The organism is Geobacillus sp. JS12, from assembly GCF_001592395.1.
In the GTDB taxonomy this organism is placed as follows: Bacteria; Bacillota; Bacilli; order Bacillales; family Anoxybacillaceae; genus Geobacillus; species Geobacillus zalihae.
The window spans coordinates 2,660,558-2,673,897 of sequence record NZ_CP014749.1; the positions used below are offsets into that span (position 1 = coordinate 2,660,558).

Here is a 13,340-nt window from a genome sequence, read left to right on the forward strand (position 1 = left end):
TTTTCGTATCGTTTTCTCAAGATCATCGTTATTTGACAATCAACGATTTCCCGGTCATTTCGTTCGGCTGCGGCAAACCGAGCAAATCAAGCATCGTCGGCGCCAAATCGCCTAAGATGCCGCCGTCTCTCAGCTTGATGCCCTTTTTCGTCACGATGACCGGCACCGGATTCGTTGTATGCGCCGTTTGCGGCTTGCCGTCCGGCGTCAGCACTTCATCGGCGTTGCCGTGGTCGGCGGTGATGATGGCGATGCCGCCTTTGGCCAAAATGGCGTCGACGACTTTGCCGAGGCATTCGTCCACGGCCTCCACCGCCTTGATCGTCGGCTCGAGCTTGCCGGAGTGGCCGACCATATCTGGGTTAGCGTAGTTCAAAATGATCGCATCGTACTTATCAGCTTCAATTTCCTTGAGGAGCGCATCGGTCACTTCATAGGCGCTCATTTCCGGCTTTAAGTCGTACGTCGCCACTTTCGGCGAGTTGATCAAAATCCGGTCTTCGCCTGGAAATTTCTCTTCGCGGCCGCCGCTCATAAAAAACGTCACGTGCGGATATTTTTCCGTCTCGGCGATGCGCAGTTGGCGCAGTCCGTGCTGCGACAGCACTTCGCCGAGCGTGTTGTCCAAGTTCGTCGGCTTGAAGGCGACATAGCCTTTCACCGTTTCGCTGAAATGCGTCAAGCAGACAAAGAACAAATGCTTCGGATGTTTCGGGCCGCGGTCAAACTCGCGGAAATCTTCGTTCGTAAACGTGTTCGAAATTTGAATCGCCCGGTCGGGGCGGAAGTTGTAGAAAATAATCGCGTCGTTGTCTTGAATCGTCGCCACCGGCCGGCCGTCTTCGCGAACGATGACCGACGGCAGGACGAATTCGTCGTAAATGCCATGCTTGTATGAGTCTTCAATGCATTCAAGTGGATCGCGGTACGTCGGGCCTTCGCCGTATACCATGGCCCGATACGCCTTTTCGACGCGGTCCCACCGCTTGTCGCGGTCCATCGAGTAGTAGCGGCCCGATAACGTCGCGATTTCGCCGACGCCGTACTCCTTAATTTTTTCCTGCAGTTCTTTAATGTATTGCGGCGCCGTTTGCGGGCCGACGTCGCGGCCGTCCAAAAAGCCGTGGATGTACACACGCTTCACGCCTTCTTTCGCCGCTAAGCGCAAGAGGGCGTACAAATGGTGAATATGGCTGTGCACCCCGCCGTCGGACAGCAGACCAAACAAATGCAAGCTCGTCCCATGCTCTTTCACATGGTTCATCGCCGCCAAAAACGTTTCATTCCGGTCAAACTCGCCTTCGCGAATGGCGATGTTGACTCGCGTTAAGCTTTGGTATACAATGCGCCCGGCGCCGATGTTCAAGTGTCCGACCTCGGAGTTGCCCATCTGCCCTTCCGGAAGCCCGACCGCCTCGCCGCATGCCTTGAGCGTTGTGTGCGGGTATTCGTTCCAATAGCGGTCAAAATTCGGTTTATTCGCCTGAGCGACCGCATTGCCGTACGTTTCCTCGCGCAGCGCAAACCCGTCCAAAATGATGAGCGCAACCGGTCGTTTACTCATGGCGCCCCGCCTCCACCAATTGCAGGAATGAAGCCGGCTCGAGGCTCGCCCCGCCGACTAAGGCGCCGTCGATCTGTTCTTGCGCCAAAAAGTCGCGGATGTTGTCCGGTTTGACGCTGCCGCCGTATTGGATGCGGATCGCTTCCGCCGCTTCCGGGCCAAACAAACGCGAGACGACCGAACGAATATGGCCGCACACGTCGTTCGCATCTTCCGCCGTCGACGATTTGCCCGTGCCGATCGCCCAAATCGGCTCGTAAGCGATGACCGCTTCCTTCACTTGATCCGGCGTCAATCCCGCGAGCGCTTTTTCCACTTGCGAGGCGACAACGGCGTTCGTCTGCCCCGCTTCCCGTTCTTCCAACGTCTCACCGCAGCAAACAATCGGCGTCAAGCCGCGGGTGAAAGCCGCCAATACTTTTTTATTGACGGTCTCATCCGTCTCCGCAAACATCTGCCGGCGCTCCGAATGGCCGAGGATGACGTACGTGACGCCGAGGTCTTTCAGCATGACCGGGCTCACTTCGCCGGTGTACGCCCCTTGGTCGGCAAAATGCATGTTTTGCGCCCCGATTTGCAAATCGGTGCCGTTTGTATTTTGCACCAACCGATCCAAAAACAAAAACGGCGCGCAAACGACGGAATCGACTTCCGCTCTCGGCGGTACAAGCCCTTTCACTTCCTCGACAAACTGAACAGCTTCCGCCAATGTTTTATGCATTTTCCAGTTGCCTGCAATGATCGGTTTTCTCATCGTTCACCTTTCCTTTCGCTAAGCGGCGTCTGCCGCCATTCGCGCCATTGGACGCGATAAGTCATTTGTCGTTTAACGCCACAACCCCTGGGAGCTGTTTTCCTTCCATAAACTCAAGCGACGCGCCGCCACCGGTGGAAATATGATCCATTTTGTCGGCCAAACCGAATTTCTCAACCGCCGCCGCCGAATCCCCGCCGCCGATGACCGAATAAGTATCGGGCGCTTCCGCCAGTGCTTGGGCGACGGCTTTTGTCCCATGGGCGAACGCCTCCATTTCAAAGACGCCCATCGGGCCGTTCCAGACAACGAGCTTCGACCCGCGAATGACATCGCGGTACAATTCGCGCGTTTTCGGGCCGATGTCAAGCGCCTCCCAATCGCTCGGAATGGCGTCAATCGGCACGACTTTCGTGTTGGCGTCGTTCGCAAACCGGTCCGCGACGACCACGTCCACCGGCATATAAAAACGGACGCCTTTTTCTTTCGCCTTTTCCATAAACGATTTGGCGAGTTCGATTTTGTCCTCCTCAAGCAGCGACTTGCCGACGTCATGGCCGAGCGCTTTGACGAACGTATACGCCAGTCCGCCGCCGATGATCAAGTTGTCGACTTTTTCAAGCAAATTGTCGATGACGCCGATTTTGTCTTTCACTTTCGCACCGCCGATGATCGCTGTAAACGGGCGGTCCGGATTCGAAAGCGCCTTGCCGAGCACTTCGAGTTCTTTTTCCATCAAAAACCCAGCTACCGCCGGCAAGTAATGGGCGATGCCTTCCGTCGACGCATGGGCGCGATGGGCGGCGCCGAACGCATCGTTGACATATAGATCCGCGAGCTCCGCAAACGCTTTGGCCAGCGCTGGATCATTCTTCTCTTCGCCAGGGTAAAAACGGACGTTCTCAAGCAAGAGCACATCGCCTTCGTTCAAACGGTCGACCGCCGCCTTCACCTCATCGCCGATCGCTTCATTCGTTTTCACGACCGGGCGTTCAAGCAGCTCGCCGAGCCGCTTGGCAACGGCATCCAAACGCAATTCTTCGACCACTTTTCCTTTCGGGCGGCCGAGGTGGCTCGCCAAAATGACTTTCGCCCCGTGCTCGATCAAATAGCGGATCGTCGGGAGTGCGGCGCGAATGCGCGTGTCATCGGTGATGGCGCCTTGCTCCATCGGAACGTTGAAATCGACGCGGCAAAAGACGCGCTTTCCCCTCACCTCAACGTCACGGATCGTCTTCTTGTTCATCGTTCTAGCCCCCTTCAACGATGGTGTTGGAAAAGGAAAAGGAAAAGGAGTGGGGATCATTTCCCCGCTCCCCTCCATTTTCCTATTATAGACTTGAACGGATGGAAAACTCAACGCCAAGCTGGTTTTACAGCCCTTTCGAGGCGATGTAGGCGGCCAAGTCGACGACGCGGTGCGAATAGCCCGTTTCGTTGTCATACCACGAAACGACTTTCACCATTTTGCCTTCAATGACCATTGTCGACAGCGCGTCGATCGTCGACGAAGCGGTGCTGCCGTTGTAGTCGCGCGACACGAGCGGTTCTTCGCTGTAGGCCAAAATGCCTTTCAGTTCGCCTTCCGCTGCTGCTTTCAACGCGGCATTCACTTCTTCGACCGTCACTTCTTTTTCCAATTCCGCCACCAAGTCGACAACTGATACGTTCGGCGTCGGCACACGCATTGCCATGCCGTTCAATTTGCCTTTCAATTCCGGCAAGACAAGCGCAACAGCTTTCGCCGCCCCGGTCGTCGTCGGAATGATCGATTCCGCGGCCGCGCGAGCCCGGCGCAAATCTTTATGCGGCAAGTCCAAAATTTGTTGGTCGTTCGTGTACGAGTGAACGGTCGTCATCATGCCGCGGACGATGCCGAATTTTTCATGCAGCACTTTGGCAAACGGCGCCAAGCAGTTCGTCGTGCACGAAGCGTTCGAGATGACATGATGGGCTTTCGGATCGTATTTGTCTTGGTTGACGCCCATGACGATCGTAATATCCTCGTCTTTCGCCGGCGCGGAAATGATCACTTTTTTCGCACCCGCTTCCAAATGTTTGGCGGCGTCTTCGCGTTTCGTGAAGCGGCCGGTCGACTCAACGACGATGTCAACGCCGATCTCGCCCCACGCCAAGTTCGCCGGATCGCGTTCCGCCTTGACGATGATTTCTTTGCCGTTGACGACCAAGTTGTTGCCGTTCACCGACACTTCGGCATCCAGACGGCCATGGACGGAGTCGTACTTCAACAAATGAGCAAGCGTATTCGCATCCGTTAAATCGTTCACCGCCACCACTTCAATGTCCGGGTTTTTCAATGCCGCGCGGAAGACGTTGCGTCCGATGCGGCCAAATCCGTTGATTCCCACTTTGACTGCCATCTTAATTTTCCTCCTTGCGATTGGATTGTATCAGCAAGGGAGATTACTCCCCTACGAACGCTTTTGCGGCTCCTTCGTCCGTCACCAATAGCGAGTGCGGCGCCCGTTTCATATACGCGCGAATGGCTTTCGCCTTCGACGCCCCTCCGGCGACGGCGATGACATGCTCGACATGCGGGAGGTGTTCAAGTTGAATGCCGACCGTTTTCACTTTATGGACGACGTCGCCGTACTCGTTGAAATAGTAGCCGAACGCCTCGGCGACCGCATGGCGGGCGATGATTTTCTCCATCTCCACAGGCGGTGTCTTCCGCCGCTTGGCCATCGTCACCGCTTCACCGATGCCATGGACGACCATGCGGCATGATTGGATGAGCTCAAGCACTTCTTTCACCGCCGGCTCTTCGACAAGCGACGCGTACGCTTCATCGCTCAGCTGGTCAGGCACGTGCAGCAACCGATAGCGGCCCATCGCTTTTTCCGCCATTTTCGCACAAATCGTGTTCGCCTGATTCTCGACATCTTCGCCAAGGCCTCCGCGCGCCGGCACGAACAACACATCGCGAAGCTTCGAATCCGGAGTCATCATCTCCGCGACCGCCGCCATCGTCGTTCCGCCGGCCACGGCGACGATGTCCCCGGGCTCAAGCAGCTCCTTCATGCAGGCGACACACGCTCTACCCATTTCTTTTTTTACCCAAGGGGAACGGTCGCTATCCCCGGCAACGACAATCACGCGCGGAATGCCGAGCTGCTCCTGCAGCGCGGCTTCCAGCTCTTTGAGCCCGAGCGCTTCCCGCATCAAATCATTGAGCGTATGAAGGAGCGCCTGGCCTTCCTCCGTCAACCGCATGCCCGACACATCGGCGGAAAGCAAGTTTTGTCCTTTCAAAAATTCTGTTTCCGACCGGAGAACCCGCTCGCTCATGCCGAGGCTCGCCGCCAGCGCCCGCCGCCCGATCGGCGCCATGAGTGAAATGGAGTGCAAAATTTCGTATCGTTTGTGCATAACGTCAAGCAAGTCGGGCGATAATTTTTTCAACGCCTCTACTAACGGTTCCATCGATCCTTCTCCTCAGCGAAACATAGGGACATTTATTGTCCCGGTATGACATATTATGTCCCGCTTTTCCATAAAAAATTCCTCCCGCGTCAGTTTCATTATAGCAGGAGGACGATAGCCGTTCAACTGTTTTGCGTCCGCCGCAACCGTTTTTTCACCGCTTCTTTTTCAATCGCTCCGTAACCGATGACTTCGCCATCCAATTCCACAACCGGGATCATCAGCTGATATTTTTCCAGCAGTTCATCATCTTTGTAAATATCAATTTCTTCCAGCGTAAACAAATAATCCGCCAGCAGTTCCGTCAAAACGGCTTTCGCTTTGTCGCAGAGCGGACAATTGGTTTTCGTATACAATCGGATATGCATTCATTTCTTCCTCTCTTTCTACAGCAGTTTCCGTTTATGGCAGGCCGATATATTGCCTCCGCTTTGCCGAAGACGGGATGCGCAGCTGCTCGCGGTATTTGGCGACCGTGCGGCGCGAAATGGCGATGCCGTATCGATCGCGAAGCAAATCAGCAAGCTGTTGGTCAGACAGCGGCGCCCGCCGATCTTCCTCGGAAATAAGGGCCTCCATGATCGCTTTCACGCGGGCGGACGAGGCCGCTTCATCTCCTGCGGCCGTCGCGGCGTTCGAAAAGAAGCGGCGCAGCTCCACGGTGCCAAACGGCGTTTGCACATATTTATGCCGGACCGCGCGGCTCACCGTCGATTCATGAACGCCGAGCTCCTCGGCCACCTCGCGCATCGTCATCGGCTTGAGCGCCGAAAGCCCAAACTCCAAACACGAGCGCTGGCGGTCGATGATGACAGCCATTAAATGCAGAAGCGTCTGTTTTCGCTGCTCTAGGCTTTTTGCGAGCCATGTAAACTGCCGATATTTTTCTTTGATAAACTGTTCGGCATGCCGGTCGCCGGATGCAGCGATGCGCCGCTCGTAATCCCGATTCCATCCGAGCTCCGGATGGATGTCATCATTATAGGCGGCCATCCAGTCTCCATCCGCCCCGCGGGTGACGATGACATCCGGCACGACCAAAGGCGGCGTTTCGCTCGAATAGTGAATGCCCGGCCGCGGCTCGAGTGTGCGAATGAGCTCGAAGACGCGCTGCAGTTCGCCAAGGCTGACGCCAAGCTGCTTGGCCAGCGTTTTCCACGACTTTTCCGCAAAAGGAACAAAATGATAACGGACGATCGTTTCCGCCAGCTCGTCGCGCTCAGGAAGACGTTCAAGCTGCAGCAAGAGGCATTCCGCCAAATCGCGGGCGCCGACTCCCGGCGGGTCGAGCGACTGCACAAGGCGCAGCCCCCGTTCCATCTCTTGTTCCGATGCGGAAAACCGCGCCGCCAGCTCGGCAAGCGGCACGCGCAAATAACCGTCCTCATCGAGCGAGGCAATGAGATAACGGACGATGCGCTCTCCCCGATCACCGAGCTTTAACGCAGGCAGCTGAGAAAGCAAATGGCCAACAAGCGTCTCTGCGCGGGCGCCAATGTTCTCGAGCCATTGCTTTTGGTCTCTTTCTGTCCGGCTTGGCCGTTGCCGCACCCGGGTGCGGCGAATTTCCAAAAACGGGTTTTCCAGCGACTGTTCATATAAAAACGCTTCCAAATCCACTGCAGAATATTGCAACAGTTCAATCGCCTGCACAAGTTCCTTTGTCAGCGACAACTGCAGCCGCTGCTCTTGCCATAACTCCGCCCTCATCGTCACGCCTCCCTTTCTTTTATTGTACACGACGGGAGCGGGAGGGGGTAGGAGAAATTTTTGACGGCGGAAAGCGGCCTTGGCGACCGCCCGAACCGGCGCCTGTTCAGACGAAAAAACCCAATGCCCCGCCCGAGCCCTTGATTTGGGAACCCTCTCGAGGAAAGCGGCGCGTCCGCTGCTGATCTAAAAGAAAAACAGCCTCCTAGGCGGCTGTTTTGCCTCGGCAGGATTATAACCATACACCAAGTATATGTTTTTTAACCTAAGGGTCTTTATTCCTTCCCATTTCCTCCTCACCGCCCCGCGCACTCGTTTATACGTATCGCGCCGGACCCCATGATCTCCATCCAGTCGCCCCAGGTCATTCTGTCCTTTTTCTTCATGTGGTTTAGCTTTTGTTATCGTTCAATACCTCGTGCAACTTCTACACGTGTATCACCTCACCTAAATAAAAAACGCCGCCCAATCGGGTGACGCAACGGAAGGAGGATTCGGTTTGCACCTTTCACTTATTAGTGGCATTTACACGACAAAAAACAAAAAATTGATTAAAAACTGTTTATACGTGTTAAAATACGTGTTATAATGTAATTAAGGAGGGAGGGAAATGAAGAGTTACTCTTCAAAGGAATTAATAAAAATCATACAACAAGATGGGTGGTACATAGTAAGAACAAGTGGCAGTCATCATCAGTTTAAACATCCCAGTAAACCTGGACTAGTAACCATCCCCATCCAAAGAAAAACTTACCGATCAAAACAGTAAAAAGCATACTCAAACAGGCGGGACTATTATAAGCCCCCTAAAGGAGGTTAACATATATGCACAAAAAAGACCGCTATATTTATCCAGCTATTTTCGATTACAGCAGCGATGGAATATCTGTTGAGTTTCCTGATCTTCCTGGCTGCTTTACTTGCGGAGATACAGAAGAAGACGCTTTTAAAATGGCTAAAGAGGCGATGGCATTACACTTATACGGCTTGGAACAGGAAAATGAAGAGATTCCTGAGCCTTCAAAAGTATCGGAAATTCAAACAGAAAACAATCAAGTAATCGTGTTCATCGAGGTATGGATGCCACCTTTTAGACATGAAATGGAAAACAGAGCCGTTAAAAAGACGTTGACTATCCCGAAATGGCTTGATGATCTAGCGAAAGAACATAACGTGAACTACTCCCAAATTCTTCAAGAAGCATTAAAGAAGCATCTTGGCGCTACCGACCGATAAATACATTATAAAAAGCCTCTTCACTCGCAAAGGCAGCAGAAGAGGCTTTCGTTTATACGTTTTTTTTATTTTTTCTCCGACCGTTCAATCATTGTCTGAACACCACTTGAAGAGGTACACAAATCATTTGCAACTGTAGTCTGGATGAAGAAAGAGCGCTTCCAGATACTCCGTGGCGCCATACGCTTTGTCTGCGGACAAGGTCCGAATCGTGATCGACGGTTGGCGAAACCGAATCGAAGCCAGCTGCTCCAAACTCGTTTCCCGTTCCGCCATATTGTCACTACTCTGCAAACGTACTCGCATATTTTAGATGAGATGGAACAAAAAGAATCCCGGCAGGTCGATCTCGCGATGGCGGAACTGGATTGTACCAAATAGCCGTGCAAAATTTTTTCGGATTCTATCGTTTTTTTCGGGATTCCCCAAAAATGAAAAACGACCGCAAACGCGGTCGTATCAAGGAGTTTAGGAATTCCGATCCGAACAGGTCGGATACAAGTAGCGCCCTCGGCAGGATTCGAACCCACGCTAAGAGAACCGGAATCTCTCGTGCTATCCACTACACTACGAGGGCATATCGTTTCATTATTTCTCTATTTCGTTCCGTCGCATGTTCTATTATAGCAGGATCGCGCAAAAATGCAAGAGGAAAAATGCCATCAGAGTCAGTCAAGACTTTGTGGAGAACATTTTTTCGATTCACTACGGGCGTTGTCAATCACTAGTTAGCGAACCATTTTCAGGAATTCATATCGTAAGCGCTTTCGGACTCTCATCCCTCATCTTGAGACGATGATACGATATTCCATTTTTTTACACCCAACCACCATCCCGGAGCGCCGACAACGCTTGATGGATCGGCGTCCCGGATGACTGTTGCAGACACGGTATATTCTGACGCACCACATCCGCCCACAACTGTCCGGCCTTCCGTTTGGCCTGTTCGATCCGCTTGGACTTTGTTGAGGCCGAGACGGTCGACTGGGGCTCTTGCTCCTCCCACCGTCCCTTTCTCCACCCGATCCCGTCGATTCGGGCTGCCATCGCCCTCAGAAACGCCCGAAGCCCTTGGTCTTTCCAGCTGCGGCGGGATTTCACCCGATGCGCAAACCGGCTCATCACACTCTCCGCATGGCCCATCGGACGCATGCCGGTCGTCTCCACCCCTTGCTCCGACAGCCACCCCGATAGTCCCGGATGCATCCCGGCATCGACTCGATCCGGCGGATCATGGCAGCCAGCTGCTTCTCTTTCGCTTCGTCCTCCAACGTGCCGACCGCGCTGTTCAGCTCTACGAGAAGCCCTTCTTCATCTTGTTTCGCCAGCTTCTTCCGCACCTCCCGCCAACGCGGATGGCCGGACAGACACTGACGCAGCTCCCGCGCCACATGAAATCGATCCAGCTGAAAGCACGCCCGCTTCCCAAAATACTCCCGGCAGGCCGTGATCCACGACGCCGCGTCGCCGTTGATGACCAACAGGTCTTGGCACGGATCATAGGCATATTCCTTCATCAGCCACTCCTCAAACTGTTCCCACACGTCCCCGTCCCTTCATGGAGGTAGTGGCGCCGGTTCACCAGCTCAAGCTGCGACCCGTTTCGTCTCCATCCCTCGTGAACCGCCAGGATTTTCTCTTCTTTCGCCCGTTTCCCTTTCCCCTGGCGGGAAATAAACAGTCCATCGGCCTCCACAAACAGCACCCGGCCGTGCCGTTTGGAAACAGGGTGATGCAGCGAGACAGGGGCCTCCAGCACCAGTTGGCGAATCGCCTCGTGGCTGAGGACCGCATACCCCACGATCGACTCCAGCGTGCGAGCCGCTTTGCGGTAGGAAGAGCACTCGACGGCCAACTCGACCGCCGTTTCCTCGAGGCAAGGGCTGATCGACTGCGCTCCATCAAAGCCCAGTTCGGCATCCAGCAAGAACGTATACGCCCCCGTTTGTCGATCATAGTAGTAGTTCCGTCGGAACGTCACTTCCCCAAACAGCGTTTGGATCGTAGTCGGCCGTTTGTCTTTCAGCTGATACCGGCGCTTGTCCCGCGCTTCCGCCAGTTGTTGATCGATCTCCTCCAAAAGGGCCGCCAACAAGACAGCGAACACCTTTTGAAGAGTTCTCAACAATTGTTCCTCCAACTCTTTTAATAAAGGCCATTCTGTGGTAAGATGTTTCATGGACTCTCTCCCTCCTGTTTTCGGTTGATGTTGACAATCACCATCATAGCAGGGAGAGAGTCCTTTTTGCATGACATTTGCTTGTTCTACCGCGCTTCGCTTGGTGGCCCCGACGAGCGTCGCGAACAAAAGTTCGCAACCCTCGTCGGGGATCATTTCGGAATGTCACCCACAAATATTTTACTCACACATGCCATCAAAAGCAGGAAAAATTGCACCTTTGTTCCTTCCCCCATCAACGGGGCAACAGGTTAAAAAAACGAAAAAGCGGTTATGATGAAAAAAGGGATGTTTGCCGCCAGCCGCGAATATGTTATAAAGGATGGGGAAGGTCGTTTTGTTTGACCTTCATTGACCATGCCTGTATGATTAAAGCGTACATATTGATCCATTAGGATGGAAAAGGAGGCGTTTTTGATGTATTTGATTCCGACTGTCATTGAACAGACGAACCGCGGGGAGCGGGCGTACGACATTTATTCGCGCTTATTGAAAGACCGAATCGTGTTCCTTGGCAGCCCGATCGACGACCAAGTGGCCAACTCGATCGTGTCGCAGCTGCTGTTTTTGGCGGCGGAAGACCCGGACAAAGATATTTCCTTGTACATCAACAGCCCGGGCGGCTCGATCACAGCTGGCCTGGCGATTTACGACACGATGCAGTTCATCAAACCGGACGTATCGACGATTTGCATCGGCATGGCCGCTTCCATGGGGGCGTTTTTGCTTGCCGCCGGTGCGAAAGGGAAACGGTTCGCCTTGCCAAACAGTGAAATCATGATCCACCAACCGCTCGGCGGCGCCCAAGGGCAAGCAACGGAAATCGAAATCGCAGCGAAGCGCATTTTGTTCTTGCGCGACAAATTGAACCGCATTTTATCGGAAAACACCGGCCAACCGATCGAAGTGATCGAGCGCGATACGGATCGCGACAACTTTATGACCGCGCAAAAAGCGATGGAATACGGCATCATTGACCGCGTGCTGACGCGCGCTGATGAAAAATAAGACATGCACACGTTGGCAGAACCGCTATAGAGCTGCGCCTGCACCGACATTGACGAAAAAAGGCTGCTTCCGTCCAAAACGGAGCAGCCTTTTCCATTCCTTTCCCCGCCAGCCCCACATGCTGCTTTACTTTTCCTTTTGCACATAGGCGGCGAGCTTTTCGATCGCTTCTTGCTCATCCGGACCGTCGGCAATGAGCGTGATCACCGCTCCATGGCCGACAGCGAGGCTCATCAAGCCCATAATGCTTTTCGCGTTGACCCGTTTTCCATCTTTTTCCAAAAACACATCAGCGGAAAAACGGTTCGCTTCTTGGACGAACAACGCCGCCGGGCGCGCCTGCAGCCCGGTTTTTAATTTCACTTCCACTTGTTTTTCCACCATTCTCCATCTCCCCTTTACAGCGATTTATGGAAATCGACCGGCTTTCCAGCCCGCAGCCGCTCCGCGATCTCATCAATTTTGCGCAGCCGGTGGTTGATGCCGGATTTGCTGATTTTTCCACCAGCAACCATCTCGCCGAGCTCTTTCAGCGTCACGTCTTGATGCTCGATGCGAAGCTTCGCGATTTCCCGCAGCTTGGCCGGCAGTGAATCAAGGCCGATCGTCTCGTCGATGTAGCGGATGTTCTCCACCTGGCGAAGCGCAGCGCCGATCGTTTTGTTCAAATTGGCGGTCTCGCAATTGACAAGCCGGTTGACCGAGTTGCGCATGTCGCGGACGATGCGAATGTCCTCAAAGCGGAGCAGCGCTTGATGGGCGCCGATGATGTTCAAAAACTCGGCGATTTTTTCCGCCTCTTTTAAATACGTAATAAACCCCTTTTTCCGTTCCAACGTTTTCGCATTTAAAAAAAAGTGGCTGTTCATCAATTCGCATAACGCCCGATTATGCTCCTCATACAGCGAAAAAATTTCCAAATGGTAGGACGACGTCTCCGGGTTGTTGACCGAACCGCCGGCCAAAAATGCGCCGCGCAAATACGAGCGCTTGCAGCATTTTTTCTTGACGAGCTCCGGGGAAATGTCATGGATGAGCGAAAAATCGCCGTTGACAATGTGAAGTTCACGAAGCAAAGAGGCCGCACCGTCGGTCACGCGGACGATGTAGACGTTGTTTTTTTTCAAGCGCATTTTCTTGCGGACAAACAGCTCGACGGCGACATCATACCCTTTTTTCAGCAGCGTATAAATGCGCCGAGCGATCGCCGCATTTTCCGTCTGGACATCGATGGCCATTCGCCCGCCGGAAAACGACAGCGAACCATTCATGCGCAAAAGCGCCGACAGCTCGGCGCGCAAGCAGCAAGGCTTCACCTCTAAATGGGTCAATTCCTTTTTCGTTTCCGATGCAAAAGACACGATCGCTCCACCTCCATTCGTTCCCCGCATCCGGCCGGTTGGAGGTGCCTGACTTTCGGCGCGGCCATCGGGAGCATCACCGCC

The 13,340-nt window shown here is 53.8% G+C and carries 12 protein-coding genes, 1 tRNA gene and 2 pseudogenes; 3 read left to right on the forward strand and 12 right to left on the reverse strand.

From position 1 onward, the window contains the following. Positions 1–28: 28 nt before the first annotated feature. The 7 genes from gpmI to rpoN form a co-directional block, all read right to left on the reverse strand. Entirely contained in the window at positions 29–1,564 is a 1,536-nt protein-coding gene (gene gpmI / locus A0V43_RS13110; RefSeq protein ID WP_063193278.1) for a 2,3-bisphosphoglycerate-independent phosphoglycerate mutase, read from the reverse strand. Next, entirely contained in the window at positions 1,557–2,318 is a 762-nt protein-coding gene (gene tpiA, locus A0V43_RS13115) for a triose-phosphate isomerase (protein ID WP_063193279.1), read from the reverse strand. The genes gpmI and tpiA overlap by 8 nt, the downstream gene beginning before the upstream one ends. A gap of 61 nt (positions 2,319–2,379) precedes the next feature. After that, positions 2,380–3,564 carry a phosphoglycerate kinase gene (locus tag A0V43_RS13120; RefSeq protein ID WP_063193280.1) on the reverse strand — a complete coding sequence of 395 codons (1,185 nt, stop codon included), beginning with the start codon at positions 3,562–3,564 and terminating at the stop codon, positions 2,380–2,382. 127 nt (positions 3,565–3,691) lie between these two features. Continuing rightward, on the reverse strand, positions 3,692–4,699 hold the full coding sequence (gene gap / locus A0V43_RS13125) for a type I glyceraldehyde-3-phosphate dehydrogenase (RefSeq protein WP_011232528.1): 1,008 nt from the start codon (positions 4,697–4,699) through the stop codon (positions 3,692–3,694). A 43-nt stretch (positions 4,700–4,742) separates the two neighbouring features. Beyond that, positions 4,743–5,762: a sugar-binding transcriptional regulator gene (locus A0V43_RS13130; protein ID WP_063193281.1), complete on the reverse strand. Its 1,020-nt coding sequence runs from the start codon at positions 5,760–5,762 to the stop codon at positions 4,743–4,745. 122 nt (positions 5,763–5,884) lie between these two features. Further along, positions 5,885–6,130 (reverse strand): glutaredoxin family protein, encoded by a 246-nt coding sequence (locus A0V43_RS13135; RefSeq protein WP_063193282.1) that lies wholly within the window; start codon positions 6,128–6,130, stop codon positions 5,885–5,887. A gap of 34 nt (positions 6,131–6,164) precedes the next feature. Next, on the reverse strand, positions 6,165–7,472 hold the full coding sequence (gene rpoN / locus A0V43_RS13140) for an RNA polymerase factor sigma-54 (protein ID WP_063193283.1): 1,308 nt from the start codon (positions 7,470–7,472) through the stop codon (positions 6,165–6,167). A gap of 610 nt (positions 7,473–8,082) precedes the next feature. On the opposite strand from rpoN, the pseudogene A0V43_RS19225 reads away from it, so the two are divergent. Next, positions 8,083–8,273: pseudogene (locus tag A0V43_RS19225) on the forward strand (type II toxin-antitoxin system HicA family toxin). Positions 8,274–8,297: 24 nt separating this feature from the next. Beyond that, the gene (locus A0V43_RS13145; protein ID WP_033012079.1) at positions 8,298–8,708 is read left to right on the forward strand and encodes a type II toxin-antitoxin system HicB family antitoxin; all 411 of its coding nucleotides are present in this window, start codon (positions 8,298–8,300) and stop codon (positions 8,706–8,708) included. Positions 8,709–8,831: 123 nt separating this feature from the next. Here A0V43_RS13145 and A0V43_RS19850 read toward each other — a convergent pair whose 3' ends face one another. The 3 genes and pseudogenes from A0V43_RS19850 to A0V43_RS13160 form a co-directional block, all read right to left on the reverse strand. Further along, entirely contained in the window at positions 8,832–8,984 is a 153-nt protein-coding gene (locus A0V43_RS19850; RefSeq protein ID WP_033012077.1) for a hypothetical protein, read from the reverse strand. 229 nt (positions 8,985–9,213) lie between these two features. Next, positions 9,214–9,285, reverse strand: a tRNA-Arg gene (locus tag A0V43_RS13155). 239 nt (positions 9,286–9,524) lie between these two features. Continuing rightward, positions 9,525–11,043, reverse strand: a pseudogene (locus A0V43_RS13160) (ISLre2 family transposase). Between the two features lie 261 nt (positions 11,044–11,304). On the opposite strand from A0V43_RS13160, the gene clpP reads away from it, so the two are divergent. Next, positions 11,305–11,895, forward strand: coding sequence for an ATP-dependent Clp endopeptidase proteolytic subunit ClpP (gene clpP, locus A0V43_RS13165; RefSeq protein ID WP_011232532.1), 591 nt, complete (start codon positions 11,305–11,307; stop codon positions 11,893–11,895). Positions 11,896–12,021: 126 nt separating this feature from the next. Here the strand turns inward: clpP and A0V43_RS13170 are convergent, their stop codons facing one another. Next, positions 12,022–12,279, reverse strand: coding sequence for an HPr family phosphocarrier protein (locus tag A0V43_RS13170; protein WP_015375787.1), 258 nt, complete (start codon positions 12,277–12,279; stop codon positions 12,022–12,024). Between the two features lie 14 nt (positions 12,280–12,293). Continuing rightward, positions 12,294–13,256, reverse strand: a complete 963-nt coding sequence (whiA, locus tag A0V43_RS13175) for a DNA-binding protein WhiA (RefSeq protein WP_011232534.1) — start codon at positions 13,254–13,256, stop codon at positions 12,294–12,296. Positions 13,257–13,340: the final 84 nt, after the last annotated feature.

Excerpts from the sequence above, each read along its gene's own strand:
- gpmI (WP_063193278.1), bottom strand. The coding sequence starts at position 1,564 with ATGAGTAAACGACCGGTTGCGCTCATCATTTTGGACGGGTTTGCGCTG.
- tpiA (WP_063193279.1), bottom strand. The coding sequence starts at position 2,318 with ATGAGAAAACCGATCATTGCAGGCAACTGGAAAATGCATAAAACATTG.
- A0V43_RS13120 (WP_063193280.1), bottom strand. The coding sequence starts at position 3,564 with ATGAACAAGAAGACGATCCGTGACGTTGAGGTGAGGGGAAAGCGCGTC.
- gap (WP_011232528.1), bottom strand. The coding sequence starts at position 4,699 with ATGGCAGTCAAAGTGGGAATCAACGGATTTGGCCGCATCGGACGCAAC.
- A0V43_RS13130 (WP_063193281.1), bottom strand. The coding sequence starts at position 5,762 with ATGGAACCGTTAGTAGAGGCGTTGAAAAAATTATCGCCCGACTTGCTT.
- A0V43_RS13135 (WP_063193282.1), bottom strand. The coding sequence starts at position 6,130 with ATGCATATCCGATTGTATACGAAAACCAATTGTCCGCTCTGCGACAAA.
- rpoN (WP_063193283.1), bottom strand. The coding sequence starts at position 7,472 with ATGAGGGCGGAGTTATGGCAAGAGCAGCGGCTGCAGTTGTCGCTGACA.
- A0V43_RS13145 (WP_033012079.1), top strand. The coding sequence starts at position 8,298 with ATGCACAAAAAAGACCGCTATATTTATCCAGCTATTTTCGATTACAGC.
- A0V43_RS19850 (WP_033012077.1), bottom strand. The coding sequence starts at position 8,984 with ATGGCGGAACGGGAAACGAGTTTGGAGCAGCTGGCTTCGATTCGGTTT.
- clpP (WP_011232532.1), top strand. The coding sequence starts at position 11,305 with ATGTATTTGATTCCGACTGTCATTGAACAGACGAACCGCGGGGAGCGG.
- A0V43_RS13170 (WP_015375787.1), bottom strand. The coding sequence starts at position 12,279 with ATGGTGGAAAAACAAGTGGAAGTGAAATTAAAAACCGGGCTGCAGGCG.